We start from the raw sequence: 26950 nt of genomic DNA, 5'->3' as shown, positions 1-26950 counted from the left end.
CCATCTCACCGGCTGCGACGCTCAATATCCGGCGGCGTCCAGCGCCTTTTCCGCTTCGCGGCGACCGATGTCGATCAGTTCGGCACCGCGCCAGAATTCGTAGAACTGGCAGGCATCGCGCGGGATGCGGATCAGCAGTTCCGGCGGTTCCAGCGCCAATTGCACGCGGGCGATGCGTTCCTGCATGGTGTCCAGCGAATTGGCCATCACTTCCATCAGGCCGAAGCGATGTTGCGGCCGGCTGCCGTCGCGATTGCCGAAGTGCTGTTCCACCCAGCGGCCGAGGATGCCGGGGGCGGATTTGCCGTGTTCGGCATCCACGTCGCGCACCGGTTCGCTGATCCGCTGTGGAGGGCGGCCATGGATGTCCACCGCGATCACCCGGTGTGGACCGGCCAGACGGGTGGCGGTGATCGGCAGCGGTGCCAGCAGGCCGCCATCCACCAGCTCCATGCCGCCGATGGTCAGCGGGGTGAAGATGCCGGGGATGGCGAACGAGGCGCGCAGGGCATCCCACAGGTCACCCTGGCGCAGCCACACCTCGCGCTGGCGCAGCAGATCCACCGCCACCGCAGTGAAGTCGATCGGCAGGTCCTCGATGCGTGGCTCGCCGATCAGTTCACGCAGCACGCGCACCAGCCGGTTGCCGGTGAACATGGCCGGGCGGCCCAGGCCGGGGTCGAGCAGGCGCAGCATTTCGTTGCGGTTGGTGCGCAGCATCCAGTCGCGCAGCTCGCCCAGCTTGCCGGCGGCGAAGCAGCCGCCCACCAAGGCCCCGCAGGAGGTCCCGGCCACCGCTTCCACGAACAATCCGCGCGCCTGCAACACTTCGATCACGCCGATCTGCGCCAGCCCGCGTGCGCCGCCGCCGCCCAGCGCCAGCACGATGGACGCGTCGTGTGGCGGGGCGCCGATCATGCCTCCTCCGCGTAGTTCGACAGCGCCAGTTGCAGGTGCGCGCGCAGTTGTTCGCGCAGTGCCTTCGGCTCGATGATCTCGGCGTCGGCACCGTAGTGCAGCACGTCCATCAGCAATTCACGCGGCACCGAATACGGCAGTTTCAGTTCATAGCTGCCATCGGCCAGGAAGCGGCCTTGCTGCTGCGAATGCCAGTGCTCGTCGGCCACCCAGCGTGCGGCCTTGGGGCTGAAGCGGATCGTGGCCCAGCCCTTCGGTGCGCCGGAGAAGATGCCGTAACTGCCGGCCAGGTGGGCGTTGAGCGCGTCATCGGCGACGTCGTGCGCGCTGCCGTCGGCCATTCGCGCGGAGGTGATGCGGTCGATCGAGAAGCTGCGCAGCGCCTCGCGGTCCTCGTCCCACGCATCCAGGTACCAGTTGTCGCGGTAGTGGGTGAGGCGTTGCGGGCTGACCGTGCGGCGGGTTTTCTCGTCGGTGGAGCGGGCGCGGTAATCGAACGTCAGCCGGCGGCGCTCCAGCACGCTGGAGGCGACGATGCGGAAGGCATGCTCGTCCATGCGGCGGATGCGGTGCGGGATCACCCGCACGCGTTCCAGCGGCCAGTGCTTGTGGCCGGCGTGCACGTCCAGCAGTTTCTCCACCCGCTGCTGCAATGGCGCCAGCGCCGTCGACAACAGCCCGCCGCTGCAGCGCGCCAGCAAGTGTTGCGCGGCCAGCAGCGCGTGCAGTTCTTCCGAATTCAGCCACAGCCCCGGCAACTCGAAGCGGTCGGCCTCGTCCTTGTCGTAGTGGAAGCCGGTCTCGCCCTCGCCGATCACCGGCGCCATCAACGCATCGCGCAGGTAGGCGATGTCGCGGTAGACGGTGGCGCGCGAGCAGCCCAGCACGTCCTGCAAATGCGCCACGGTGACCGGGCGGCGGGCCGCTTGCAGGGTACGGTGCAGGGCGGTGATGCGTTCTTGGCGATCCATGGCCCGATTATGCGACAGCCATTCAGCCTGTGCGGGCCGCACCGTGATATGAATGCAAGCCGTTTCCCGGACCCTGCGACGACCATGCTGCCGCTGCTGTGGCTGGCGTTCACCGCGCCGCCGCCCGCCCTTGTCCTGGCCCCCGTACCGACGCTGCCGCCGGAGCTGGCGCAGCGGCTGGTGGACCCGCCGCGCTGCCTCGCCGCGCAATGCGTGCATGGGGAATGGGTGGTGGACGCGATGGTGCCGATCGCATCGGGGCAGCGTCGCATCGATGGCGACGACCTGCCCGGTGGCGGTGGCCGCCTGCACATCGCCAGCGCCCCGCGCGCCTGGGTGAAGGCGCAGGGCAGCAAGGCGCGGGTGGGCATGCTGTACGGCATGCAGGCGGTGCAGACCGTCGACACCAGCGTGAAGGTGTCGGTGGACACCGGGTATCGCCTGCGGGGCTATGCCGAAGACGGCATCGCCGGCACCGGGCCGGTCCTGCGCAGCCAGGTGGAGTGGAACCAGGCGCTGGGTGCGCGCACCCGGTTGTCGCAAACCACCCGGCTGGAGGCCGGCCAGCACGGTGCCTACCTGCGCAACAGCCTGCTGCTGAAGACGCAGTTGCGGCCGGCCCTGACCTTGAGCTCCGGGGTGGAGCTGCGCCGTGACAGCAACGTGGCCAGCCGCAACCAGACCGACGCCACGGTGAACCTGAAATACGCGTTCTGACGGCGGGTCAGCCGGCGTCGAGCAGTGCCCGTGCGCCCTGCGCCAGCAACGCCTCCGCCACCGTGACCCCCAGTGTTTCCGGTGCGTCGGCCGCGCCATGGGCCTGCGCGCGCACATGGTGGCCGTCGCGTGCCGAGCCCACCAGTCCTTGCAGGTGCAGTCGCCCATCGCCGCCCAGGGTGGCCAGCGCCGCCACCGGCACATGGCAACTGCCGTGCAGGGCGCGGTTCATGGCCCGTTCCGCACGCACGCACAGGCCCGTGTGCGCGTCGTCCAGGGCGGCGCACAGCGCGGCGACGCGCGGGTCGTCGCTGCGGGTTTCGATGGCGATGGCACCCTGCGCCGGGGCCGGCAGCCAAGCGGGGGCATCCAGCCGGGCGCGGATGCGGGCATCGAAGCCCAGCCGTTGCAGGCCGGCGCAGGCCAGCACGATGGCGTCGTAGTGGCCGGCATCGAGCTTGGCCAGCCGGGTATTGACGTTGCCGCGCAGGTCGCGCAGGTCCAGGTCGGGGCGCAGCGCGCGCAATTGCGCCTGCCGGCGCAAGGACGAGGTGCCCACGCGCGCGCCCTGCGGCAGGGCGTCGAGGCCGTCGAACCGGTTGCTGACGAAGGCGTCGGCGTGGTCGGCGCGCGGCAGGATGGCGGCCAGCGCGAAGCCCGGCTCCAGCTCCATCGGCACGTCTTTCAGCGAATGCACCGCGCAGTCGGCGTCCCCGCGCTGCATCGCCAGTTCCAGTTCCTTCAGGAACAGGCCCTTGCCGCCGATCGCCGCCAGCGAGCGGTCGAGGATCTCGTCGCCGCGGGTGGACAGTGGCACCAGTTCGACGCTCAGGCCGGGGTGCGCCGCACGCAGGCGCCCGGCGACGTGTTCGGTTTGCCAGAGGGCCAGCGGGCTCTTGCGGGTGGCGATGCGCAGCGTCTTCATGCGTGCATTATCGCCTGCCGCTCCGCAAGTGGGCGGGCCACGCGCGCCGCGGATGGCGAAGCGCGGTTACGGGTGCCGCAACGTCTCGCGCAGCTGGCTCAGGCAACGCCGGCTGACCTCCAGCGATTGCGCCGCGTTGCGCAGCACGGCATGGACATGCCCGTCCGGCGTGCGCCGCAGTTCGACGATCTCCGAACGCGCCACCAGGCAATTGCGATGGATGCGCACGAAGCGGTCGCCGAATTCGGTTTCCAGCGCTTTCAGCGATTCCTCGATCAGGTCCTCGCCGCGCGCATGGTGCACGGCCACGTATTTTTCGTCCGCCTGCAAATAGCGGATGTCGTCCACCGGGATCATCCGCAGGCTGCCGCGCAGGCGCGCGCACAGGTGCGTGCGCGCCTGTGCGTGGGGCGCATCGTCGCGCTGGTGGCTGCGGCCGGCGAGGAAGGTACGCACCTTGTCCAGCGCCGCCTCCAGGCGCTCGCCACGCACCGGCTTGACCAGGTAATCCAGCGCCCGCGCCTCGAACGCGGACAGCGCGTGCTCGTCGTAGGCGGTGCAGAACACCACCGCCGGCGGCGGCTGCAAGGTGGCGAGGTGGCGCGCGGTGTCCAGCCCGTCGATGCCGGGCATGGCGATATCCAGCAACACCAGGTCCGGGTGCAGGCGGGCACAGGCGTCCAGTGCCGCCTGCCCATCGGCGGCCTCGCCCGCCACCTGCACGTCCGCCCGTGCCTCCAGCAGCCCGCGCAGGCGCGCACGGGCCAACGGCTCGTCATCGACGATCAGCACGCGCAGCGGTTGTGCGGTCATGGTGCGATTCCTCCCCGAACAGCATCCACCGGGCCCCCCCGCGGCGATGGTAGCTGCGGGCCGGGGCGGGCGTCACCCTCGTGCCGCGCTCACGCGGTGAAACGCGCGCCCAGCCAGTCGCCGAGATCGCGGATTTCTTCGCCGCACACCGCGTGCTGCATCGGGTAGCGCCGGCTTTCGGCCGTGAAGCCGAAGCCGCGCATCGCCTGCAAGGCGGCATCGCCCGCCGCCGGCGGCACCACCGGGTCGAACAGGCCATGTGCCATGAACAGCGGTTGTGCGGCGGCCTGCGGGGCCAGCCGCTGCTGCGCCAGCGCCAGCGGCATCGGCAGATAGGTGGACAGGGCGATCAGCCCGGCCAGCGGCTGTGCGCGCGCCAGTCCCGCCGCCAGGGTGATCGCGCCACCCTGCGAGAACCCGGCCAGCAGCAGGCGCTGCGGCGGGATGCCGCGCCCTGCTTCGCGCGCGATCAGCGCCTCGACCTGCGCCACCGATGCGTCCACGCCTTCCAGGTCGGCGCGGTGGGCCAGGTCGAAGTCACGGATGTCGTACCACGCGCGCATGCGCGCGCCGCCGTTGATGGTGACCGCGCGCACCGGCGCATGCGGGAACACGAAGCGCAGCGCCGGCCAGCCATCGCGCACCAGCTCGGGCACGATCGGCGCGAAATCGTGACCGTCGGCGCCCAGGCCGTGCAGCCACAGCACGCACCACTGCGGGTCCGGGCCGGTTTCGTGTTCGACGGTATCCAGCAGCATGCGGCGTTCCAAGCGTTGTGGCAGGGCATTATGCCGCCGCCCCGGGACAGCTTCAGTGCGCGTGTTGCGCCGGCCGTTGTGGAAACAGCCGGATCGCCGCGACCACGCAGGCCAGCAGCACCAATGTGGCCGGCGCGCGGCCCAGCGCCAACCCGCCCTGTGCCGGCGGCTTGTCGAGGAAATCGCCCAGCACCGCTCCCAGCGGCCGGGTGAGGATGAATGCGGCCCAGAACAGCAGGGTCGGCGAGACTTTCTTCGTGAAATGCAGTGCGGCCACCCACGCCAGCGCGCCGCAGAAGAGGGCGATGCCACCGCGATAACCCAAGCCTTGCGTGTCGGCCATCCAATCGCCCAGTGCCGTTCCCAGCGTCTGCGAGCACATGATGGTCAGCCAGTAGAATACCTCGGCCTGCGGACGATCGACGCTGGCCACCGCGACCGTGCCCAGGCTGCGTTTCCACGACATGAACACGGCCAGCAGCAGGAGCAGCAGCAGGCTGGAACCGCCGCTGTAGCCGATGCCGAGGGAACGGTCGGCGAAATCCGCGAGCGTGGTGCCCACCGTGGTGCTGGCCAGGATCGCGAACCAGTACAGCCACGGATTGAAGCGCCGTGCCCGGATCTGCAGCCACACGGCCAGCACGAAAAGCGCGCCGAACAGACCGGTTCCGATCAGGTAGCCGTTGGGGTTGGCATGCGCGGAGGTTTCGCCCAGCCACGACATCGTCACCGCGTCGCCGCCGGTTTCGCCCAGCGTGGTGGCGGCGATCTTGATGGCCCAGAACAGCAACGTCACCTGCGGCACCTTGGCCAGTGCGGGGATGGTGGAATCGTCGGCAGGCGTGCGCATGACGAAGTGGCGATGGCGGGAACTGGCGTGCAGTGTGGCCGCAGCCACGCTGCGCCCGGCTCAGCCGAATCTCAGGCCGGCGTTAACACCCCGGCCATCCGGGAGTGGCAGTCTGTCGCGATGAGCTTGCCGACCCCCTCAGGCCTGCGCGTGCTGCTCATCGAAGACCAGCACGACATTGCCGCCAACATCTGGGATTTCCTCGAACGCCGCGGCCACGCGATGGATCACTGCGCCGATGGCGTGTCCGGCCTGGCCCGCGCATTGCAAGGGGGCGTCGACGTGATCGTGCTGGATCTGGGCCTGCCGCGGCTGGACGGACTGGCGCTGTGCCGCCGCCTGCGCGAGGCCGGTCATGGCGTGCCGGTGCTGATGCTGACCGCGCGCGACACGCTGGAAGACAAGTTGCGCGGTTATGCCGAGGGGGCCGACGATTACCTGGTCAAGCCGTTCGCGATGCGCGAGCTGGATGCGCGCCTGCGTGCCCTGTTGCGGCGGACGCATGCCATGGCGGCAGGCCATGGCGGCCCGCTGGCGTACGACCCGCGCAGCATGACCGCGACCCGCGAAGGCCGGCAGATCCCGCTGACCCGGCTGCAGGGTGCCTTGCTCGACCTGCTGCTGCGCGAAGCCCCGCGCATCGTCACCCATGCGCGCCTGATCGAGGGTGCCTGGGGCGCGCAAGGTGCCGACATGGCCGCCCTGCAAACCCAGGTGTACGAATTGCGGATGCTGGTGGACAAGCCTTTCGCGCAGCCGCTGATCCGCTCGGTGCGCGGGGTGGGCTACCGGTTGCAGGTGGCGGCGTGAAGGCGACGCTGCGGCTGCGTTTCGCCCTGCTGGCCACGCTGCTGGGCCTGCTGTTGTCGGGGCTGGCATCGCTGGCGCTGCTGCGGGTGGCCGACGATTACGAAAATGCGGTGTCCACCGAGATCCTGCGCGGGCAGGCCGAGGATTACGGCTTGCGCCTGGCGCGTGGCCAACCGGCGCCGTTGCCGCGCACCCGGCGGCTGCGCGGCTACCGGGCCGACGATCCGGCCCTGCCGCGCGCCTATGCCGCACTGCCCCCGGGCGTGCGCGAGGACCCTGCCGACGAAGACACCCACGTGGGCGTGTTCGATACCGCCGCCGGCCGGCTGGTATTCGTCATCGACCTGGGCGACATCGAAGCCATGGAGCGTCGCCTGCGCTGGCTGGTGGTGGCGATGATGAGCCTGGGAACCGGCCTGTCGGGGTGGCTGGGGTGGTTGTTTGCCGGTATCGCGCTGGCACCGCTGCGCGCGCTGGCGCGGGAAGTCGAAGGCTTACCCGTGCAGCCGCGCCCTACCCACCTGGCCCGCGCGGTCAGTCGCGACGAACTTGGCCGGCTGGCCGCTGCCATCGATGGCTACCAGGCCCGGCTGGTGGAGGCGGATGCACGCGAGCAGGCGTTCCTGGCCGATGCCAGCCACGAGCTGCGCACGCCGCTGGCGGTGATCCAGGGCGTGGCCGAAGTGTTGCTGGACGATGACACCGCATCGCCTACCCAACAGGCCCGCCATGCGCGACTGGAACGCGGCGTGGGAGACATGCGGCGGCTGCTGGAGGCGATGCTGGCGGCGGCGCGGCGCAAGCCGCTGCAATGCGACACGGTCGAAGCCGTGCGGCTGCTGGAAGCTGCGGCCGCCCTGGCGTTGGCGGGCCGTGGCGACATCACGGCGGACATCGCGGCCAGCGGGGATCTGCACATTGCCCGCCACGAGGCGGAACTGTTGTTGTCCGGGTTGGCGCGGCGGCTGCTGCAAGGGCGGGATGCCGGCACGCTGCGGCTGCACCTCGAACACGGGCACCTGCTCATGCAGGCCCTGCCGGAGGTGGACGACGATCGCCATCCGCAGCCCGCACGCGCCGACAGCGGCACCGGGTCGGCGCTGCTGGACCGGTTGGCCTTGCGCCTGGGGTGGCAAGTCAGGCAGGTGCATGCCGGGCGCATCGTGATCCGCCTCGATGCCCCGGCGGCCCAGACCGGGTAGGCTGCACGGGCCACCGGCAGGCTTCAGGCTGCGGGTGCTGTGGTCGATAACAAGGAAGACGCCGCCTGGCAGGCAGGTGGCGGCGTGGCCGGTGCGTGCATGGAAATGCCGTTGCCTTCACGGCGGAGGCCGGGAGTGGACATGAGAACAGGGGGGTGCATCGACGCCATGCTGGCCGGCATGCTGCTGGACCTGCTGGCCGAGATCCCGATGCTGCCGGAGGCGGACGTCGGGCCGCGCCTGCAAGCCGCACTGGCCGGCTTGCCGGGCACGCGCGCGGTGACGTTCCTGCCGGCCATGGAGCCCCCGGCACCGGGCGCCGGCCGCAGTTTCGCCCTCGCCGCCGAGGGCACCGCCCACTTCGGTACCCTCGTCTTCCAGTTGGCCGATGCTTACGCCTTCGGCCCCTGCGAACTCCCGCTGCAACACGCCTGCGCCAACCTTGCGCGGCTGCTGCAGGCGCGTGCGCAGATCGCCGGCAAGGTGCGCGCCCGCACCACCGCGCTGCGCCACAGCGAGCAGCGCTTCCGCGACATCTTCAACAACTCCCCGGACCCGAGCTGGCTGATCGAGCACGGCCAGTTCACCGACTGCAACCGCGCCGCAGTGGCCATCCTCGGCTACGCTTGCCGCGAGGAGATCCTGCAACATCCTTCGCGCATCTCGCCGGAATACCAGCCCGACGGCAGCGCCTCCTTCGAGAAAGCCGAACTGCTGATGCAACAGGCGATGCAGCAGGGCGTGCTGCGTTTCGAATGGGAGCACCGTCGCGCCGACGGCAGCTGCTTCCCGGCCGAGGTCACCCTGGCGCGCATCGACATGCGCGGTCACGCCGCCCTGTTCTGCGTCTGGCGCGACATCACCAACCGCAAGCAGATCGAGAAGCAGGCCTACGATCTCGCCTTCTTCGACCCGCTCACCAGCCTGCCCAACCGGCGTTTGCTGCATGACCGGCTGGACCAGGCGATGGCGGGCAGTGCCCGCAGCGGCCAATGCGGCGCACTGCTGTACCTGGACCTGGACCACTTCAAGATCATCAACGACACCCGCGGCCACGGCATGGGCGATCGCCTGTTGGTGGAGGTGGCCGCGCGGCTGGCGCTGCTGGTGCGCAAGAGCGATACCGTGGCGCGCATGGGGGGCGATGAATTCGTGTTGCTGGTGCAGCACCTGGATGGCGACGAGCATGCGGCGGTGGCGCAAGCCAGCCACGTCGGCGAGAAGGTGCTGGAGGCACTCTCGCATCCCTGCGTGCTGGACGGCGTGCCGTATCAAACCGGTGCCAGCGTGGGCATCGCGATGTTCTGCGGGCAGGCCACCGATGCCGCCGAACTGCTCAAGCGCGCCGACCTGGCGATGTACCAGGCCAAGGCCGCCGGGCGCGGCGCGTTGCGCTTCTTCGACCCCGAGATCCAGGCCGGCATCAACGCGCGTGCGGAGCTGGAAGCGGAATTGCGGCTGGCATTGGAGCGCGAGGAATTGGTGCTGCATTACCAGCCGCAGGTGGATGCCAAGGGCCGTTGCGTGGGCGTGGAGGCGCTGGTGCGCTGGCAACACCCGCAACGCGGGCTGGTCCCTCCCGGTGCCTTCATCCCGCTGGCGGAGGAAACCGGCCTGATCGTGCCGATGGGCGACTGGGTGCTGCGCCAGGCCTGCACGGTGCTGGCCGAGTGGCAGGCCGCCCCCAGCACCGACCAGCTGGTGATGGCGGTCAACGTCAGCGCCCGCCAGTTCTACCAGGAGCACTTCGTGGATGGCGTGTCCGCCTTGCTGGCCGCCAGCGGCATCAACCCCACGCGGTTGAAGCTGGAAATCACCGAAAGCATGCTGCTGGGCAACATCGAGCAAGCCATCACCACCATGCAGGCCCTGCGCATGCACGGCGTGGGCTTCTCGCTGGACGACTTCGGCACCGGCTATTCCTCGCTCAACTACGTCAAGCGCCTGCCCATCGACCAGATCAAGATCGACCAGTCCTTCGTGCGCGACATCCACGTCGACGCCAACGACGCCGCGATCTGCCGCGCGGTGATCGCGATGGGCCGCAGCCTCGGCCTGTCCACCCTGGCGGAAGGCGTGGAAACCCGCCAGCAATGGGAATTCCTCGCCCGCGAAGGCTGCGACGCCGCACAGGGCTACCTGTACGCCCGCCCGATGCCGCAAGCCGATTTGCAGGCCTGGCTGGTGCGGTGATCTGGGCCCACCAGGACTCGAACCTGGAACCAAGGGATTATGAGTCCCCTGCTCTGACCATTGAGCTATAGGCCCGTCGCGGAGAATTGTAGCCGCGGTGCATGCAAAAGCCCGCCGATGGGCGGGCTTTTGCCGGTGCGCAAACAAGTGATGGAAGGTGTCACTCCACGTCGAGGAAGCTGCGCAGCGTCTCCGAGCGGGACGGGTGGCGCAGCTTGCGCAGCGCCTTGGCCTCGATCTGGCGGATGCGCTCGCGGGTCACGTCGAACTGCTTGCCCACTTCCTCGAGCGTGTGGTCGGTGTTCATGTCGATGCCGAAGCGCATGCGCAGCACCTTGGCTTCGCGCGGGGTCAGCCCGGCCAGCACGCTGCGCACCGTCTCGATCAGGTTGATGTCGGTTGTGGCATCGATCGGGGACATCACGTTGGTGTCCTCGATGAAGTCGCCGAGGTGCGAATCCTCGTCGTCGCCGATCGGCGTCTCCATCGAGATCGGTTCCTTCGCGATCTTCATGACCTTGCGGATCTTGTCCTCGGGCATGTCCATTTCCTTCGCCAGCTCCTCCGGCGTGGCCTCGCGGCCGTACTGCTGGAGCATCTGGCGGGAAATGCGGTTGAGCTTGTTGATCGTCTCGATCATGTGCACCGGGATGCGGATGGTGCGCGCCTGGTCGGCGATCGAGCGGGTGATCGCCTGGCGGATCCACCACGTGGCATAGGTCGAGAACTTGAAGCCGCGGCGGTGCTCGAACTTGTCCACCGCCTTCATCAGGCCGATGTTGCCTTCCTGGATCAGGTCGAGGAACTGCAGGCCGCGGTTGGTGTACTTCTTGGCGATGGAGATCACCAGGCGCAGGTTGGCCTCGACCATCTCCTTCTTCGCCTTGCGGGCCTTGGCTTCGCCGTAGGCCATCGCGCGGTTGATTTCCTTGAGGTCGGCCAGGGTGACGTGCAGGACTTTTTCCTGCGCCAGCGTGGCTTCCTGCTCGGCGATGATCTGCTCGCGCACGTCACGCAGGGCGCTGCCCCATTTCTGCTTGCGCTTGAGCAGCTCGTCGACCCACTCGAGGTTGGTCTGGTTGCCTTCCCACGCCTTGATGAAATCCTTGCGCGGCATCTTGGCCACGCGGGTAGCGAGGTCGAGGATGCGGCGCTCGTGCTCCTTCACCGCACCCACTGCATCGCGCAGCTTCTTCACCAGCGTATCGGTCAGCGGCAGCGGCAGCTTCAGGGTGACGAAGATGGCGGCCATGTCCTCGCGCGCCTTGAGCGCGGCCTTGCCGTCCACGCCGCCCTTGGCGCAGGCCTTGAGGAAGCGCGCGTGGGCGGCACCCATTGCCTCCATGCGCACCGCCACTTCGGCCGGGTCGGGGCCGGTGGGCGCGGGCTCGTCGGCTTCGCCGCCGGCCTCGTCCTCTTCGTCCTCGTCCACCACGGCCTCGGCTTCGGGCACCGGCAGTTCCTCGACTTCCGGCTCCGCGTCGTTGAAGCCGACCACGATCTCGGCCAGGCGCTTCTTGCCGGCCTTGTGCAGCTCGTAGTCTTCCAGCAAGTGCTGCACCGACTGCGGGAAGCTGGCCAGCGCGGCGTTCATCTGCGCCAGGCCTTCCTCGATGCGTTTTGCAATCGCGATTTCGCCCTCGCGGGTCAGCAGGTCCACCGTGCCCATCTCGCGCATGTACATGCGTACCGGGTCGGTGGTACGGCCACCCTCGGTGTCCAGCGAGGTCAGCGCGGCGGCGGCTTCCTCGGCGGCGGTTTCGTCCACCTCGCGGCCGCCGGCCTGCTGGCCGGCCAGCAGCAGGGTTTCCACATCGGGCGCCACTTCGTGCACCTCGATGCCCATGCCATTGATCATGCCGATGATGTCTTCGATCTGCTCCGGATCGACCATGTCGTCGGGCAGGTGGTCGTTGACTTCTGCGTAGGTCAGATAGCCTTGCTCCAAGCCCTTGCTGATCAGGAGCTTGATGTCGGATTGGGGGGCGGTCTGCCGTTCGTTGGCCATGGATCGTGTACCGTGTGGGGATATCCGCGCGTAGCGCAGGAAAGAACCAAGCATTATACTGCGCAAACGCACAGTACGCTTGCGTATGGGTGGCGAGTCAGGGCCGCAGCAGGAACGTGGCCGGCCCGTCGTTGACCAGACTCACTACCATATGGGCACCGAAACGCCCGGTTTCCACCCCGTGTGGATGCAGGTGACGGCAGGCGTCGAGAAGTTGGTTGAACGTGCGTTCGGCTTCGGTGGGTGCGGCGGCGGTGCTGAAGCCGGGGCGCATGCCCGAGCGGGTGTCGGCGGCCAGGGTGAATTGGCTGACCAGCAGCAACTTTCCGTCGATTTCCTGCAATGAGCGGTTCATCTTGCCGGCATCGTCGTCGAAAATTCGATAACCCAGTATGCGTTGGGCCAGCCGCCGTGCCTGTGCGTCGGTATCCCCCGGCTCCACCCCCACCAGGGCCAGCAGGCCGGGGCCGATGCTGCCCACGGGGGTGCCATCGACCGTGACCGTCGCCTGGGTGACGCGCTGGATGAGGGCAAGCATGCGGCAAGGATAGCGCCCGCGCCGGCTAAACTGACCGGATGACCGAGTTTTCCGCCGCCCTGCTGCATGCCCTGGCCTGGGCCGTGGCGCGCCTGCCGTGGCCGCTGCTGCGGGCGCTGGCCGACGGCGTGGCGTGGCTGTGGCAATGGCTGGACGCCCGCGAGGCGCGGGTGGCGCGGCGCAACCTGGAATTGGTCCGGCCTGATCTTGACGTGGCGTCGCGCGAGCAATTGCTGCGCGCCATCCTGCGTACCACCGCGCGGCAGGCGTTCGAGACGTTGCGGCTGTGGACGCGTCCCAGTGCGCGCAACCTGGCCGAGATCACCGAGATTCACGGGGAGGCGCTGTTCGACGCCGCCCTGCGCAGCGGCGATGGCCTGATCGTGGCCGCGCCGCACATGGGGAATTGGGAGTTGCTGAACCAGTGGTTGGCGAAAAAAACGCCACTGGCCATCCTGTATCGCCCGCCGGAGTCCGCCATCGGCGAAGCCTTCCTGCGCCGGGTGCGTGCGAATGCGGATGGCGAAGTGGAGCAGGTGCGCGCCGAGGCATCCGGCGTGCGCAGTTTGCTCAAGCGCCTGCAAAAAGGCGGTGTGGTGGGCATCCTGCCCGATCAGCAACCCAAGGCCGGTGAAGGCGAATTCGCACCGTTCTTCGGCAAGCCGGCACTGACCATGACCTTGCTGCCGCGGCTGGCCCACCGCAGCGGCGCACGGGTGTTGCTGTGCTGGTGCCAGCGGCTGCCGGGTGGCGGTGCACCGCGTTTTGCGTTGCATGTGGAAGCACCGCCGGCCGGGATCGCCGGTGCCGACAGCGCGCAGGCCGTGGCGGCGCTGAACGCGGGGGTTGAAGCGGTGGCGCGGCGCGATTTCAGCCAATACCAATGGACCTACAAGCGTTACTCGCTGCGCCCTGCGGGCAGCGATGAAGAAAACCCGTACCAGGATTTGTATTGATGCATCAGGCGACCAGGACATTCCCCCATGCATGACCCCATTCTTGTTGTCGGCGGCGCCGGCTACATCGGTTCGCACATGGTCAAGCATCTGCGTCGCAACGGCTTCCATGCCGTGGTCGCCGATGACCTGTCCTCCGGCCACCGCGCAGCGGTGCTGGGCGCGCCGCTGCACGTCGGCGACATCGGCGATGCGGCCTTCGTCGCTGCGGTGCTCGGCGAGGTCCGGCCGGCGGCGGTGATGCACTTCGCCAGCTTCATCCAGGTGGGCGAGTCGGTCGCCGATCCGGCCAGGTACTACCGCAACAACGTCACCGCCACCCAGGCCCTGCTGGACGGCATGCGCGCGCACGGCATCGACAAGTTCATCTTTTCCTCGACTGCGGCGATCTTCGGCGACCCGCAGTACGTGCCGATCGACGAGACGCACCCGAAGGCACCGATCAATCCCTATGGCCGCAGCAAGTGGTTCGTCGAACAGATGCTGGAGGACTTTGATCGCGCCTATGGGTTGAAGGCGGTCTGCCTGCGCTACTTCAACGCGGCCGGTGCCGATGCCGACGGCGAGTTGGGCGAATGCCACGAGCCGGAAACCCACCTGATCCCGCTGATCCTGCAGGTGGCCTCAGGGCGACGTCCGCATATCACCGTGTATGGCGAGGACTACGCCACCGCCGACGGCACCTGCATCCGCGATTACATCCACGTCGAAGATCTGGCCGATGCCCACCTGCTGGCGCTGCGGCAACTGCTCGCGGGCGGCGCCAGCGCGCGCTACAACCTCGGCAACGGCAATGGGTATTCGGTGCGTGAGGTGATCGAAACGGTGCGCCGCGTCACCGGCCACCCGATCCCGGTGGTCATGGGCGCGCGCCGCGCAGGCGACCCGCCTGCGCTGGTGGCCGACGCGCGCGCCGCGCGCGCGGCGCTGGGCTGGCAACCGCGGCATGCGGAGCTGGATGCAATCGTGGCGCATGCCTGGGCGTGGGAGCGCAAGCGCAAGCAAGGAGACACGCCATGACGCCTGCCCGCGCCGCCCTGCCGCACCTGTCCGCCTGCATCATCACCTTCAACGAAGCCGACAGGATTGCCGATTGCCTGCGCTCGCTGGCGTTCGTCGACGACATCGTGGTGATCGATTCCGGCTCCACCGATGGCACTGCCGCGATCGCCGAAGCCATGGGGGCGCGGGTGCTGGTACGCGCCTTCGACGGATTTCGCAGCCAGAAGGCGTTCGCGGTGGAACAGGCCCGGCACGATTGGGTGCTGTGCCTGGATGCCGACGAGCGCGTCAGTGATGCCTTGCGCGACGAGATCGCAGTGGTACGCGCCACCGGCTTCGCAGGTGCTGCGGGCTATGTGTTCCCGCGCATGTCCTGGTATTTCGGCCGCTTCCTGCGTCACGGCACCGACTACCCGGACCGCGTGCTGCGCCTGTTCGACCGCCGTTGCGGCGGCTGGCGTGGCGAGCGCGAAATCCACGAATCGGCCAGTGTCGATGGCAACGTGGTGCGCCTGCGGGGTGACCTGTTGCATTACCCGTTCCGCTCGCTGCTGCAGATGCTGGACAAGCTGCAGGGCTATGCCGCGATGATGGCCGACCACGACCATGCCCGCGGCAAGCGCGCATCGTTGGCCAAGCTGTTGCTGGCACCGGGCTGGCGTTTCTTCCGCAGCTACGTGCTCAAGCGGGGATTCCTGGACGGCATGCCGGGGTTGCTGGCGGCGTGGGTGCACGCCAATTACGTCCGCCAGAAGGCGATGATGCTGTGGTTGCTGCAACATGGGCAGCCCGTGCGAACACCACGCCGGCCCGGCTGAGCCCGGGTCGCCGGTTCAGTGCGCCCGCGCCAGCAGCCGTGCCGGCAGGTTGTGCAGGTGCCAGCGCAGACGCAGCCACGCGCGGTGCGCCTCGCGCCGGAGCAGCCCCACCGGGCCCACCGTCGCCTTCTGCCTGCCACCGGCGCGAATGGTGGAGGCAAAACCATCGGCGGCAGACACCACGCCCGGCTTCAGGCCCAGGCATTCCACGCCATGCAGCCAAGCCAGGTCCATGTAATCGTCGACCGGCAGGATCCACGTATCGGCATGCGCCAGAAAACGCTTCGCCGCGACTGGCGCAAGGTAGTAGCCAAGCGTGCACATCGGGCTGCGCCAGTAGCGGTGCAGGACGAAATCACCGAAGCGCCGCCACACCATGCCGGGGCAGTCACCGGCATGCAGGCGGAAATAGCCCACATCGGTGGGCAGCAACGGCAGGGCGTGCAGCAATTCCGGCAGGCGCGCTTCCAGCACGATGTCGTCTTCCAGCACGATGATCGGCCGATTGCTGGCCACGCATTGCTGCCAGAGCAGGTAGTGGCTGGCCCAGCAGCCCAATTCACCGGGCCGGAATGGACGCCCCTTGCGGGCCAGGCGCTTGGCCTGGTGCACGTGCGCGAACAGTGGATGCCCGGCACGACCGTTCACCGCCTCGAAGAACTCCAGCGCGACCCCCAGCGCTGTTGCCTGTTGCATCATCGATGCACGGCGCTCGGGGGAGCCGGGCAGGTTGACCACGTGGAGGGTGGGTGTGGTCATGCGCGTGCACGACGCGCCAGGCGGCGATAGTTCCAGCGGCGCAGGCTGCGCGACAGCGACTGCAATGCATGCCGCCAGGTGCCTGCCTCGCGCAGCTGGATGCCGCCGGTGAAATAGCGCGTATCGGCGAGGACATCGGGCGACAGTCCGTATTTGGCCAGCAGCGCGGTCTTGTCGCATTCGGCCACCGAAGTGCCGGTGGCCTTGTACAGTTCGCCGCCACCGACCGGGCGCGAGTGGAACACGGCGGTGGCGTCGATGATCGCGATGGCCCGTTCGCCGCGCGACCGCAGCAGCAATGGCCAGACGAAGTCCAGCCCCCAGCCGCTGCTGTTCTCGGTGAAGGTGGGCAGGCAGGTACGCAGCGCGGCGCGGTCGAGCACCGGCACCATCACCTCGACGAAGCGGGTGTAGCGAAGTTGGTAGCGCGGGTCCTGCAGCAGCAGGGGCCAACTGAAGTACGAGTTGCGGGTCAGCGCCGGCTGCGCCAGCGCCAGCTGGTAGGCGGCGGCGAAGTCGAACATGCGGTTGATGGTGGCGGTGTCGGTGACGATGTCGTCGTCCGGGAACCAGAAATACGCGTAGCGCTCCAGCAATTCCGGCTGCGCCTGCAGCAGTTCCCCCAGCACCGGCCACTTCATGCCCTTGCGGTTTTCGTGGAAGTCGGCGCTGTCGGCGTAGCGGTTTTCCTGGTTGCCGAAGTAGCTGACGTAAATGTCGAAATTGCGTTCGGCATCCACCAGCCAGCCCGGATGCACCGAGTTGTCGCCGGCACGCACGACCACCAGATTGCGCCGGCTCATGCGGCGTCCTCCTGCGCCCGGCCCAGCAGCCGCGCGCCCAGCGCCAGCGCCGCGCCGACCACCTGGTCCATGTTGTAGTAGCGGTACTGCGCCAGCCGGCCGACGAAACTCACGCCGGTTTCCTGCTCCGCCATCGCCTTGTACCGCTGGTACAGCGCTTCGTTTTCCGGGCGCGGGATCGGGTAGAACGGGTCGCCATCGGCCATCGGGTATTCGCGCACGATCGAGGTGCCGGTGGCGGTTTCGCCGGTCAGGTGCTTGAACTCGGTGATCCGGGTGTAGGCGTGGTCGTTCGGATAATTCACCGTGCCGGTGGGCTGGAAGCGTTCGGTGCCGGCCAGGTGCTGGTGCTCGAAGCGCAAGCTGCGGTAGGGCAGCGCACCGTGGCAGCAGTCGAAGAATTGGTCGATCGGGCCGCTGTACACCAGCTGCCGTCGTGGTTTCGGCGTGGTCGCACGCGCGAAGCGCACGCCGGTGCGGACGGTGATGCCGGGATGGTCGAGCATGCGTTCGAACATCCGCGTGTAGCCGTCCGCCGGCATGAACTGGAAGCTGTCGGTGAAGTAGCGGTCGTCGTCGTTGCTGCGGGTGGGGATGCGCGCGGCGACCCCGGCGGCCAGTTCGGACAGGTCCAGCCCCCACTGCTTGCGGGTGTAGCCGCGGAAGAACTTCTCGCACAGGTCGGCACCGACGCTATTGAGCACCACGTCCTCGCTGCTGCGCGCCGGCGAACGGTCGGTGCGGCGTTCGGCCAGGAATACCTCGACCCCGGCCTCGTCCAGGTCCAGCCCGTACAGGCCGTTGATGGTGGTGCGGTTGATCGGGATCGGATGCAGCGCGCCGTCGACTTCGGCCAGGACCCGGTGTTCGTAGAAGCGCCAGGTGGTGAAACGCGACAGGTATTCGAAGATCCGCTTGCCGTTGGTGTGGAAGATGTGCGGGCCGTACGGGTGAATCAGCAGGCCGGCGGCGTCCCGCGTGTCGAAGGCATTGCCGCCGATGTGCGGACGCGCATCCACCACCAGCACCGACCAGCCGGCATCGGCCAGCTGGCGGGCGCAGACGCTGCCGGCGAAACCGGCGCCAACCACCAGCGCATCGAACTCACCGGCGTCCCTGAGTGCAGCGTTCATTGCGTGTCCTTTTCGATGAAGTCCGGTGCGTCCCGGCGGCATGCCGGTGTTGCGGCGGCGCCCAGCAACCACCAGCGGCGGCCGTTGGCGATGCCCATGTCGTGGGCTCGGGCCTTGTCCACGCAGGCCGGCAGGCCGTCGCCTTCCTCCACCAGCAGCCAACGCGCTTCGGGACGCGCCTGTTGCCAGCGCACTCCGTCGGCGAATTGCGCGGTGGGTTCGCGCTTGAAACCGAAATCGGCGGCGGGGCGGTCGGCCATCAGCAGTTGTTGCTCGCGCCAGCCGACCAGACCCAATTCGGCTGTGGGGCCGATGGCCGCACCGACATTCCGCATCAGGCCGCGCGAGGAGCTGCCGTCGTTCAGCAGCGGCGCGCCGACCAGCGAGTACAGCAGCCACAGCAGGGCGAGCATCGCCACCAAGGCAAGCGGCGCGCGCCGGCGGCCGAACCACAGGCAGGCCCCCACGCCGAAGCCGCCGCTGGCGATGAGCATCCACGCCAGCCCGATCGCCACGCCGGCCTCGCGGCCCTGCATGGCGTTGCGTGCAAAGCCGGGGTTGCCCAGCAGCATCGCCAGTCCCGCCGCCAGCGCTGCCAGCGAAAAAAGCACGGTGAACCCCAGCAACAGGCGTTGCGGTCCGGCCTTGCGCAGCAGGCCCGGCAGCAGCGGTGCCAGTGCCAGCGCCAGCATCGGCAGCGCCGGCAGGATGTACATGTCGCGCTTGCCGGAGGGGATGCTGAAGAACACGAATACCAGCAGCACCCAGCCCAGCGGGATCAGGAAACGCGCATCGCGCCGGCGCAGGCGGCGCTTCCACGCCGGCAGCGCCCACGGCAACACCAGCACGGTGGGCAACCACGCGGTCAGTGCCACTTCGATGAAGTACCACCACGGTTGGCCGTGGTGCCAGGCGTTGGCGTAGCGGGTGACGGTCTGGCGCAGCAGGATGTCGTCGACGTAGGCGCGGTAGGCGTCGCCGCCGTTGCCCAGCGCGGCGATCAGCATCGGCAGCAGCCACACCCCGCAGGCGGCAAGGAAGGCCAGCGGGCCCAGCCAGAATTTCGGGTGGCGCGCGTGAAGGCGTACCCCGGCCCAGCCACGCAGTGATGCGAATGCGGCCGGCAACAGCAGCAACAATGCGATCACGCCCACGCCCTTGGTGATCGTGCCCAGTCCCGCCGCCGCCCAGCCCAGTGCCCACATCGCCCAGTTCGGCCCTTGCCACGCGTGCCGCAGCAGGCCGTAGCAGGACAGCGTGATCCAGAACACCACCATCGGGTCGATCTGCGCCTTCTTGGCCTGGAAGGTGAACTGGAGCGTCAGCAACACCGCCCAGCCGGCGTAGAGCCCCACGCGCGGCGTCCACAGTCGCCGGCCCAGGTCCACCACGCACCACAGCGTACCCAGCGCCGCCAGCAACGAAGGCAGCAGGAAGGCGATGCGCAGGTTGCCGGTGAGCCATAGCACGCTGGCCTGCATCCACATGAACAGCGGCGGCTTGTCCGAATACAGCTCGCTGCCACGATGCGGGAACAGCCATTGGCCGCTTTCCACCATCTGCCGGGCCGCCAGCGCGAAGCGCGGTTCGTCGGCCGGCCACGGATCGCGCAGGCCCAGCCCGGTGGCCAGGATCAGCAGGGCGAACAGCCAGAACAGCCAGAGGTCGCGTTGGGGACGGGTCATGGCGCGCATTGTGGGCAGGGGGACGTTAGGCCTTTTTCAGGCGGGCGCAGAAGAACCCGTCCCGCCCCGCTTCGCCCGGCAGGCGCTGGTGGCCCGCGCCGGTGTCATGGCCGAAGCGGTCGTCCAGCGGCGCCAGAGTGGCGTCCGGCGTGCGGGCAAGGAAGGCTTCGACCTGCATCGCATTTTCCGCGCGCAGGATCGAGCAAGTGGCGTAGAGCAGCGTGCCACCGGGGGCGAGCAGTGGCCACAGCGCGTCCAACAGCCGGGATTGGGTGTCGTGCAACGCGTCGATGTCGGCCTCGCGCCGATGCAGCAACACGTCCGGCTGGCGGCGCACGATGCCGGAGGCACTGCACGGGGCGTCGATGAGGATGGCGTCGAACGGCGTGCCGTCCCACCACGTATCCGGGCGGGCCGCGTCGGCCGTGCGTGCGTCGATGCCTTCCAGGCGCAGCCGTGCGAACGTCTCCTGCATCCGCCGCACGCGGCGGGCGTCCACGTCCAGTGCGGCGATGCGCAGGGACGCGTCGCGCTCGGCCAGATGCGCGGCCTTGCCGCCGGGTGCCGCACAGGCGTCCAGCACGCGGGCATCGGATGCAGGGGCGAGCGCATCGGCCACCGCTTGCGCGGCAGCATCCTGCACCGACACCAGCCCGGCGTCGAAGCCGGGAAGCTGCTGCACCGGCAGCGCGGTGTCCAGCCGCAGGGCATCGGCCAGCGTGGCGTCTGCGGTGGCGTGGATGCCGGCTTCGCGCAACAGGGCCAGATAGTCGTCGCGGCCGATCCAGCGGCGGTTGACGCGCAGCCATAGCGGCGCGATCTGCGCGCTGGCCGCGAAGATTGCGTCGTATTGCTGCGGCCAGTCGGCGCGCACCTGTCGTGCCAGCCAGCCCGGCCACGCCTGCGCGGGGTCGGCCGGCGGCAAGGGTTCGCGGGTGGCGCGGCGCAGCAGCGCGTTGACCATGCCGGCCTGGTGGGCGCGGCCCAGGGCACGCGCGGCGTCCACCGTGGCCGCCAGTGCGGCGTGCGCCGGCAGGCCCAGCGTCAGCTGGGCAAGGCCGGCCAGCAAGAGCGCGCGCAGGATGCCGTCGCGCTGGCCCAGCGGACGCGGCATCCAGCCGTCCAGCGCGGCGTTGTAGCGCACGCGCTGGCGCAGCGCGGCCAGCACCATCGCTTCCACCAGCGCGCGGTCGCGCAGGTCGTCGAGGCCGGGCAGGCTGCCACCCAGCGCCGCCTTCAGCGAACGTCCGCGGTGCAGCACCTCGTCCAGCGTGCGTGCCGCGGCGACGCGGGTGGCGACGCCATCACTCATGCGAACACGTCGCGCCGGGCGTTGCGGTAGTCCTGCGCGCTGATCGGCTTGCCGCCGTCGCGCTGCAGGGTCTCCAGGCGCAGCACGCCGGCACCGCAGGCGATGTCGATGCCGTCGCGGCCGGTGCGCAACACGTCACCAGGTGCGGCGGCGTGGGTTTCGCCCAGCGCGATGGCGGCGTGGATGCGCACGCGCTCGCCCAGCAACTGGGCTTCGGCCACCGGCCACGGGTTGAATGCGCGCACTTTGTTGGCCAGCGTTTGCGCCGGCTGCGCCCAATCAAGCTTGGCTTCGGCCTTGTCCAGCTTGTGCGCGTAGGTCACACCCTCGGCTGGCTGCGGATGCGGCGGCAGCTGGATGGTGGCGCGCAGCAGGCCCAGCGCATCGGCGAGCACTTGCGCACCCAGCGCAGACAAGCGGTCGTGCAGCCGGCCGCCGGTTTCTTCCGGGCCGATGTCGATGGCTTGCGCCAGCAGCACCGGGCCGGTGTCCAGACCCTTCTCCATCCGCATCAGGCAGACCCCGGTGCGGGTGTCGCCGGCCTCGATGGCGCGCTGGATCGGCGCCGCGCCGCGCCAGCGCGGCAGCAGCGAGGCGTGCACGTTCCAGCAGCCGTGCTCGGGAATGTCCAGCACCGACTGCGGCAGGATCAGGCCGTAGGCCACCACCACCATCACGTCGGGCTTCAGCGCGCGCAGCGTGGCTTTCGATTCGGCCGAGCGGAAGTTCTCCGGCTGGAACACCGGAATGCCGCGCTGCACCGCCTCCAGCTTCACCGGTGACGGCGTCAATGCGCGCCCGCGTCCGGCGGGGCGGTCCGGCTGGGTGTACACGCCCACCACCTCGCCGCGCAGCGCGGCGGCGCGCAGGCAGGGGACGGCGAATTCCGGCGTGCCGGCAAAGACGATGCGCATGGGCTCAGGCGGCCCGCTTCGCCTTCAGCAGCTTCTTGCGCACCATTTCGCGCTTGAGCGGGCTGAGGTAGTCGACGAACAGCTTGCCATCCAGATGATCCATCTCGTGCTGCACGCACACCGCCAGCACGCCGTCGACCTCCAGCGTGAACGGCTGGCCGTGGCGGTCCAGAGCTTCCACCGTGATGGTGTCGCTGCGGGTCACGTCGGCGTAGATGCCCGGGACCGACAGGCAGCCTTCCTGGTAGACCTGCTCGCCGTCGCGGGCGGTGATGCGCGGGTTGACGAACACCAGTGGCCGGCTGCGGTCTTCCGTCACGTCGATCACCATGAAGCGTTTGTGCACGTCCACCTGGCTGGCGGCCAGGCCAATGCCGGGGGCTTCGTACATGGTCTGGAACATGTCGTCCAGCAGCGCCTGGAACGCCGGCGTGGCCAGATCCGCCGGTTCGACGGGGGCAGCCTTGGTGCGCAGGCGCGGATCGGGGAATTCGAGGATCGGGAGCAGGGCCATGGGGGAAATCCGGGGAAAAGGGCGGCCGGCGCGGCCACTGTGCGGGATTGTAGACCGCACAAGCTGCATGGGCGCTTGCCAGCAGGTGCAGTTTGTGGGCTATATTGCGCAGGCTTCAGGGGGTTTTCACCATACGGAGCGGGGAGATAGCAACCATGTTTGAACGGGTTTCCAACTTGGCGCGTGGCAAGGCAGCGCGTTCGCGCGGGCTGCGCACCATGCTTGTCGCCGCCCTGCTGACGGTGGCTGCCTATGCCGCTGCCGCCGAGCTGCGCGGCGACCATCCTGACAGCTACGTGGTCAAGCGTGGCGACACCCTGTGGGACATTTCCGCGCGCTTCCTGAAGAAGCCGTGGCTGTGGCCGGAAATCTGGCAGGCCAACCCGCAGATCAAGAATCCGCACCTGATTTATCCGGGCGACGTGATCAGCCTGGCCTATCTGGACCGCGTGGCGGTGCAGCCGGGCGAGCGCAAGGAAAGCCCGGTCAATGCGGTGCCGCTGTCGGAGGTCGAGCCGTTCCTGAAGGACTCGCGCATCGTCTCCAGCCTCGACAATCTGCCCTACGTGGTGGGTCTGGAAGACAACCGCCTGCGTGCCAGTCGTGGCCAGGTGGCCTACATCCGTGGGCTGGAAGGCGCAGCCCCGGGCCAGCGCTATCTGGTGGTGCGTGCTGAAAAGCGCTACCGCATGCTGGAGCGTGCAGGAATGTGCTGCGACCTGTTCCAGAGCCAGGATCTGGATGCGCGCGGTCACCATGGGCTGGATGACGGCACGCTGTGGAGCAATGCGGTATTCCCGACCGGCAATACCGAATTCCTGGGGTACGAGCTGATCACCCAGACCACCGGCACGGTGACCCGTGGTGAAGTGGCCGGGATCCAGGCCAGCACCCTGCTGCTGGACAGCGAAGGCCACGACGTGCGCGTGGGCGACCGGTTGCTGCCGGTGCAGGCGCAGCCCTACGACCTGCAATTCTTCCCGCATCCGCCCAAGCAGCAGGCCGAGTACGGCCGGCTGACGGTGATGGCGGTGGCCGATGGTTACAAATTCGGCGGCACCCACGACGTGATCGCGATTTCCGGCGGTGCCCGCGAAGGCATCGACAACGGCACCGTGTTCTCGATCTGGCGGCGCGGTAATTCGGTCACGGATCGAACCAAGGATGGTCTGGATGCCAATGAAGACCTCACCCTGTCGGAACACAAGGTGCGCCTGCCCGACGAATTCGCCGGCCATGCCATGGTGTTCCGCACCTTCGACAACGTCAGTTATGCGCTGGTGATGAGCAGCGTCAAACCCGCCCGCGTGGGTTACGAGCTCAAGCATCCGGACGCGCCCTACTGAGGTTGCAGGGTTTTCCGACGCAACAACGCAGCGGCGCCCGAGGGCGCCGTTGTCGTGTCCGGGGGATGCTGGGCCCATGCCTGCCTGCCCTGAACACGAAGCCCTGCTCCGCTTGCTGCACGCCGATGCCCCGGCGTCTGCGTTGCGGCGTCTGCTGGACACCCATGGCGATGCCTGCACCGCGCTGGCCGCCGGCCCGCGGGACTGGGCCAGCCACGGCCTCGATGCCGCCACCTGCCGTGCCATCCGCGGCCCCGTCTCTGCTGCCATGGCGCGCAGCCTGCGCTGGCTGGAGGACGCAAACCACCATCTGCTGGGCTGGCGGGACCCCGGCTATCCATTGCTGTTGCGCCGCACGTCGGCACCCCCGGCAATGCTGTTCGTGGCCGGCAACCCGGCCTTGCTGTGGCAGCCCGCCGTGGCCATCGTCGGCAGCCGCACCGCCACCGCCGGGGGCTGCGCCAATGCCGCGCAGTTTGCACGGGCATTGGCGGCGGCCGGCCTGTGCATCGGCAGCGGGTTGGCTGCCGGGATCGATGCCGCCGCGCACACCGCCACGCTGGAAGCCGGCGGCGCCACCGTGGCGGTGCTGGGTACCGGGCCGGATGTGGCTTATCCGGCGCGGCATCGCTTGCTGCTGGAGCGCGTTGCGGCAGCGGGGGCGGTGGTGTCCGAGCACCCGCCAGGCACCGCCCCGCTGCGCGCGCATTTCCCCAGCCGCAACCGCATCCTCGCCGGCTTGAGCCTGGGCACGCTGGTGGTGGAGGCGGCGTTGCAGTCGGGTGCGCTGATCACCGCCCGCCTCGCGGCCGACGCCGGGCGCGAGGTGTTCGCCCTGCCCGGCTCGATCCACAACCCGATGGCGCGCGGTTGCCACCGGCTGCTGCGGGAGGGTGCCACCCTGGTGGAAACCCCGGCGGAGGTCGCCGAACAGCTGGCGCCCTTGGCGCTGGAACTTGCCCACGCCCTGCGCGGGGTGTTGGAAGACGACGCCGCGGCGGTGGCCGTGGCATCGGGCGGTACTGCCACGCTGCCGGCGTTCCCCTCGCCGGACTACCACCGGTTGTGGCAAGCCCTGGGTCACGACCCTACGGGTATGGATACGTTGGCGCAGCGCACTGGATTGACGGTGGCCGAACTGTCGTCCATGCTGCTGTGGCTGGAGCTGGAAGGACGGGTGGCCGCCGAACACGGGCGCTATCACCGGATCGGTGGCTGAGACAGCGGTTGACTTCCACAGCGCCCCCGGGCGCGGGCCGAGGGACATGAAAGAGAGCATCCTGGACGTCCTGCTCTATCTGTTCGAGCATTATTTCGCCAGCGACGAGCTGGCCGTCTCCGACGTGGTACTGACCACCCAGGACGACTTGCTGATGGGCGAACTGGCGGACGCGGGCTTTTCGCAGGCCGAAGTGCGCAAGGCCTTCGACTGGCTGGATGCCCTGTCCCGGCAACGGCCGTCCACCGCCGGCGCGCGCGCCAGCGGGCCCACCCGGGTGTTCCACGGCGCCGAACTGGACAAGCTCGACGTGGGCGCGCGTGGCTTCCTGTTGTATCTGGAACAACAGGGCGTGCTGGATGCCGACCAGCGCGAGCTGGTGCTGGACCGGGCGATGGCGCTGGACCAGGACACGCTGGACCTGGACGACCTGAAGTGGGTGGTGTTGATGGTGCTGTTCAGCCAGCCCGGTGCCGAAGCTGCCTATGCCTGGATGGAAACCCAGATGTACCTGGACGATCCCGAACCCCTGCATTGAAATCCCGCGGCTCACCCGGGCCCACCTGACCACCGCAAGGAGCGACGATGACGAACTGGCATTACGCCGATGCCAACCTGCAGCAGCAGGGCCCGGTCACCAGCGAGGCATTGGCCGGGTTGCTGCGCAGCGGTGCGGTCCACCAGGAAACGCTGGTATGGCGGGAAGGGATGACGCAATGGGCGCCGCTGCGCGAGTTCGCCGCCGAGCTCGTCCCGCCGCCGCCGCCGATCGCACCCGCCATCCCCGCGCGGGCACCCGAAGTGCCCGGCATCGGCAAACCGGCCTCCATCGAGATCGCCTACGCCGGGTTCTGGCGGCGCTGGGCGGCGTTGTTCATCGACCAACTGATCCTGAGTTTGGCGTTCTATGCGCTGGTGTTCGTGCTGATCATCGCGGCCGCCGTGGGCGGCTGGGTGGACATGGACGCGCTGGACAGCGAGCACCCCTCGCCGCTGCTGGTGGCCGGGTACTTCGGCATCCTGCTGTTCTATTACGTGGCCGCCGCCGCGTACTACACGTTATCGGAAAGTTCGCGCCAGCAAGCCACCCTCGGCAAACGGGCGGTCGGCATCAAGGTAGTCGACCTGCACGGCCGACGGCTGACATGGGGCCACGCGATCGGCCGCTGGTGCGCGGCCAGCCTGTCCTATCTGTCGATGTACATCGGCTTCGCCATGGCCGGCTTCACCGCGCGCAAGCAGGCCCTGCACGACATGGTGGCCAGCACCCTGGTGGTGGATCGCTGGGCCTACACCGACTTCCCGGAACGCCAGCAGCGCGGTCCGGGGGGTTGCGCCATCGTGGCCATTGCCGGGGTCGTGCTCATGATCGCCATCGCGGTGATCGGCATCCTCGCGGCGATCGCGCTTCCGGCTTACAACAGCTACAGGCAGCGTGCCGGCATTGGCCAGGTGGTGGCCGAAACCGCCAGCTTGCGCAACAAGGCGCTGGCATATCACGCGCAGGAACAGCGATGTGCCGATGATGTGGCCGTTGGCATCGAAGATGGCGGGGCCGTGCCCGGAACCATGCACATTGCACATGCACAAGCCGGGGCATTCGAAGGCGGCGGTTGCGGGCTGGAAGTGACGCTGGGTGGCTTCAATGACGCCAAGCTGGATGGCCACAAGCTGTGGTGGGAAATCACGCCCGGGGGGGATTGGAAATGCAGTTCGGACCTCGATGGCGCACAGCAACCCGCAGGCTGCCGGAACTGACCCCCATTGCAGCGCGTGCTTGACAGCC

At 68.7% G+C, this 26950-nt stretch carries 26 protein-coding genes and 1 tRNA gene; 11 read left to right on the top strand and 16 right to left on the bottom strand.

Annotated elements, in window-relative coordinates; translation table 11 throughout:
* Positions 1–21: 21 nt before the first annotated feature.
* Together ACE3OK_RS04440 and ACE3OK_RS04435 are read right to left on the bottom strand one after the other, a co-directional pair.
* Positions 22–918 carry a patatin-like phospholipase family protein gene (locus tag ACE3OK_RS04440; RefSeq protein WP_374248349.1) on the bottom strand — a complete coding sequence of 299 codons (897 nt, stop codon included), beginning with the start codon at positions 916–918 and terminating at the stop codon, positions 22–24.
* On the bottom strand, positions 915–1889 hold the full coding sequence (locus ACE3OK_RS04435) for a helix-turn-helix transcriptional regulator (RefSeq protein WP_374248348.1): 975 nt from the start codon (positions 1887–1889) through the stop codon (positions 915–917). Before ACE3OK_RS04435 ends, ACE3OK_RS04440 begins: the two co-directional genes overlap by 4 nt.
* Before the next feature lie 84 nt (positions 1890–1973).
* Here ACE3OK_RS04435 and ACE3OK_RS04430 point away from each other — a divergent pair, with 84 nt between their 5' ends.
* Positions 1974–2606, top strand: coding sequence for a DUF481 domain-containing protein (locus tag ACE3OK_RS04430; RefSeq protein ID WP_374248347.1), 633 nt, complete (start codon positions 1974–1976; stop codon positions 2604–2606).
* 7 nt (positions 2607–2613) lie between these two features.
* Here the strand turns inward: ACE3OK_RS04430 and hemC are convergent, their stop codons facing one another.
* The 4 genes from hemC to ACE3OK_RS04410 form a co-directional block, all read right to left on the bottom strand.
* Positions 2614–3531 carry a hydroxymethylbilane synthase gene (hemC, locus tag ACE3OK_RS04425; protein ID WP_374248346.1) on the bottom strand — a complete coding sequence of 306 codons (918 nt, stop codon included), beginning with the start codon at positions 3529–3531 and terminating at the stop codon, positions 2614–2616.
* A 66-nt stretch (positions 3532–3597) separates the two neighbouring features.
* Entirely contained in the window at positions 3598–4344 is a 747-nt protein-coding gene (locus tag ACE3OK_RS04420) for a LytR/AlgR family response regulator transcription factor (protein ID WP_374248345.1), read from the bottom strand.
* Between the two features lie 89 nt (positions 4345–4433).
* The gene (locus ACE3OK_RS04415; RefSeq protein WP_374248344.1) at positions 4434–5102 is read right to left on the bottom strand and encodes an alpha/beta hydrolase; all 669 of its coding nucleotides are present in this window, start codon (positions 5100–5102) and stop codon (positions 4434–4436) included.
* A gap of 52 nt (positions 5103–5154) precedes the next feature.
* On the bottom strand, positions 5155–5952 hold the full coding sequence (locus ACE3OK_RS04410; RefSeq protein ID WP_374248343.1) for a hypothetical protein: 798 nt from the start codon (positions 5950–5952) through the stop codon (positions 5155–5157).
* A 120-nt stretch (positions 5953–6072) separates the two neighbouring features.
* On the opposite strand from ACE3OK_RS04410, the gene ACE3OK_RS04405 reads away from it, so the two are divergent.
* The 3 genes from ACE3OK_RS04405 (at position 6073) to ACE3OK_RS04395 (ending at position 10157) form a co-directional block, all read left to right on the top strand.
* Positions 6073–6762, top strand: a complete 690-nt coding sequence (locus tag ACE3OK_RS04405; protein WP_374248342.1) for a response regulator transcription factor — start codon at positions 6073–6075, stop codon at positions 6760–6762.
* On the top strand, positions 6759–7964 hold the full coding sequence (locus ACE3OK_RS04400; RefSeq protein ID WP_374248341.1) for a sensor histidine kinase: 1206 nt from the start codon (positions 6759–6761) through the stop codon (positions 7962–7964). Before ACE3OK_RS04405 ends, ACE3OK_RS04400 begins: the two co-directional genes overlap by 4 nt.
* A gap of 141 nt (positions 7965–8105) precedes the next feature.
* Positions 8106–10157: a putative bifunctional diguanylate cyclase/phosphodiesterase gene (locus tag ACE3OK_RS04395; RefSeq protein WP_374248340.1), complete on the top strand. Its 2052-nt coding sequence runs from the start codon at positions 8106–8108 to the stop codon at positions 10155–10157.
* A 2-nt stretch (positions 10158–10159) separates the two neighbouring features.
* Here ACE3OK_RS04395 and ACE3OK_RS04390 read toward each other — a convergent pair.
* The 3 genes from ACE3OK_RS04390 to dtd form a co-directional block, all read right to left on the bottom strand.
* Positions 10160–10232: transfer RNA gene (locus tag ACE3OK_RS04390), tRNA-Ile, on the bottom strand.
* A gap of 85 nt (positions 10233–10317) precedes the next feature.
* Positions 10318–12165: an RNA polymerase sigma factor RpoD gene (gene rpoD / locus ACE3OK_RS04385; protein ID WP_374248339.1), complete on the bottom strand. Its 1848-nt coding sequence runs from the start codon at positions 12163–12165 to the stop codon at positions 10318–10320.
* Between the two features lie 97 nt (positions 12166–12262).
* Positions 12263–12703, bottom strand: a complete 441-nt coding sequence (gene dtd, locus ACE3OK_RS04380) for a D-aminoacyl-tRNA deacylase (protein WP_374248338.1) — start codon at positions 12701–12703, stop codon at positions 12263–12265.
* 38 nt (positions 12704–12741) lie between these two features.
* Here dtd and ACE3OK_RS04375 point away from each other — a divergent pair, with 38 nt between their 5' ends.
* The 3 genes from ACE3OK_RS04375 to ACE3OK_RS04365 are packed head-to-tail and all read left to right on the top strand — an operon-like array spanning position 12742 to position 15479.
* Positions 12742–13659 (top strand): lauroyl acyltransferase, encoded by a 918-nt coding sequence (locus tag ACE3OK_RS04375; protein ID WP_374248337.1) that lies wholly within the window; start codon positions 12742–12744, stop codon positions 13657–13659.
* A gap of 27 nt (positions 13660–13686) precedes the next feature.
* Entirely contained in the window at positions 13687–14679 is a 993-nt protein-coding gene (gene galE / locus ACE3OK_RS04370) for a UDP-glucose 4-epimerase GalE (RefSeq protein ID WP_374248336.1), read from the top strand.
* Entirely contained in the window at positions 14676–15479 is an 804-nt protein-coding gene (locus tag ACE3OK_RS04365; protein ID WP_374248335.1) for a glycosyltransferase family 2 protein, read from the top strand. The genes galE and ACE3OK_RS04365 overlap by 4 nt, the downstream gene beginning before the upstream one ends.
* A gap of 15 nt (positions 15480–15494) precedes the next feature.
* Here the strand turns inward: ACE3OK_RS04365 and ACE3OK_RS04360 are convergent, their stop codons facing one another.
* From ACE3OK_RS04360 to def, 7 genes are read right to left on the bottom strand one after another with little or no spacing between them, the layout of a single operon-like run.
* On the bottom strand, positions 15495–16238 hold the full coding sequence (locus ACE3OK_RS04360) for a glycosyltransferase family 25 protein (protein WP_374248334.1): 744 nt from the start codon (positions 16236–16238) through the stop codon (positions 15495–15497).
* The gene (locus tag ACE3OK_RS04355; RefSeq protein ID WP_374248333.1) at positions 16235–17041 is read right to left on the bottom strand and encodes a hypothetical protein; all 807 of its coding nucleotides are present in this window, start codon (positions 17039–17041) and stop codon (positions 16235–16237) included. The genes ACE3OK_RS04360 and ACE3OK_RS04355 overlap by 4 nt, the downstream gene beginning before the upstream one ends.
* Entirely contained in the window at positions 17038–18174 is a 1137-nt protein-coding gene (gene glf, locus ACE3OK_RS04350; protein WP_374248332.1) for a UDP-galactopyranose mutase, read from the bottom strand. Before glf ends, ACE3OK_RS04355 begins: the two co-directional genes overlap by 4 nt.
* Positions 18171–19859 carry an ArnT family glycosyltransferase gene (locus ACE3OK_RS04345; RefSeq protein WP_374248331.1) on the bottom strand — a complete coding sequence of 563 codons (1689 nt, stop codon included), beginning with the start codon at positions 19857–19859 and terminating at the stop codon, positions 18171–18173. The genes glf and ACE3OK_RS04345 overlap by 4 nt, the downstream gene beginning before the upstream one ends.
* Positions 19860–19884: 25 nt before the next feature.
* On the bottom strand, positions 19885–21171 hold the full coding sequence (gene rsmB, locus ACE3OK_RS04340; protein WP_374248330.1) for a 16S rRNA (cytosine(967)-C(5))-methyltransferase RsmB: 1287 nt from the start codon (positions 21169–21171) through the stop codon (positions 19885–19887).
* A complete protein-coding gene (gene fmt, locus ACE3OK_RS04335) occupies positions 21168–22085 on the bottom strand; it encodes a methionyl-tRNA formyltransferase (protein ID WP_374248329.1) in 918 nt (305 codons plus the stop codon). The genes rsmB and fmt overlap by 4 nt, the downstream gene beginning before the upstream one ends.
* A 4-nt stretch (positions 22086–22089) precedes the next feature.
* Positions 22090–22599, bottom strand: a complete 510-nt coding sequence (gene def, locus ACE3OK_RS04330) for a peptide deformylase (RefSeq protein WP_374248328.1) — start codon at positions 22597–22599, stop codon at positions 22090–22092.
* 218 nt (positions 22600–22817) lie between these two features.
* Between def and ACE3OK_RS04325 the strand changes: the two genes are divergently transcribed.
* The 4 genes from ACE3OK_RS04325 to ACE3OK_RS04310 all read left to right on the top strand — a co-directional run bounded on the left by ACE3OK_RS04325 (position 22818) and on the right by ACE3OK_RS04310 (position 26922).
* Positions 22818–23945, top strand: a complete 1128-nt coding sequence (locus tag ACE3OK_RS04325) for a LysM peptidoglycan-binding domain-containing protein (RefSeq protein WP_374248523.1) — start codon at positions 22818–22820, stop codon at positions 23943–23945.
* Positions 23946–24021: 76 nt separating this feature from the next.
* Positions 24022–25164, top strand: a complete 1143-nt coding sequence (gene dprA / locus ACE3OK_RS04320; protein ID WP_374248327.1) for a DNA-processing protein DprA — start codon at positions 24022–24024, stop codon at positions 25162–25164.
* 46 nt (positions 25165–25210) lie between these two features.
* On the top strand, positions 25211–25702 hold the full coding sequence (locus ACE3OK_RS04315; RefSeq protein WP_374248326.1) for a DUF494 family protein: 492 nt from the start codon (positions 25211–25213) through the stop codon (positions 25700–25702).
* A 47-nt stretch (positions 25703–25749) separates the two neighbouring features.
* Positions 25750–26922: an RDD family protein gene (locus ACE3OK_RS04310; RefSeq protein ID WP_374248325.1), complete on the top strand. Its 1173-nt coding sequence runs from the start codon at positions 25750–25752 to the stop codon at positions 26920–26922.
* Positions 26923–26950: the final 28 nt, after the last annotated feature.

The sequence above is a fragment of the Thermomonas sp. genome (genome assembly GCF_041905325.1).
In the GTDB taxonomy this organism is placed as follows: domain Bacteria; phylum Pseudomonadota; class Gammaproteobacteria; order Xanthomonadales; family Xanthomonadaceae; genus Thermomonas.
The sequence above is the reverse complement of the archived record's forward strand: the minus strand, read 5'-3'. Positions and strand labels throughout refer to the sequence as shown.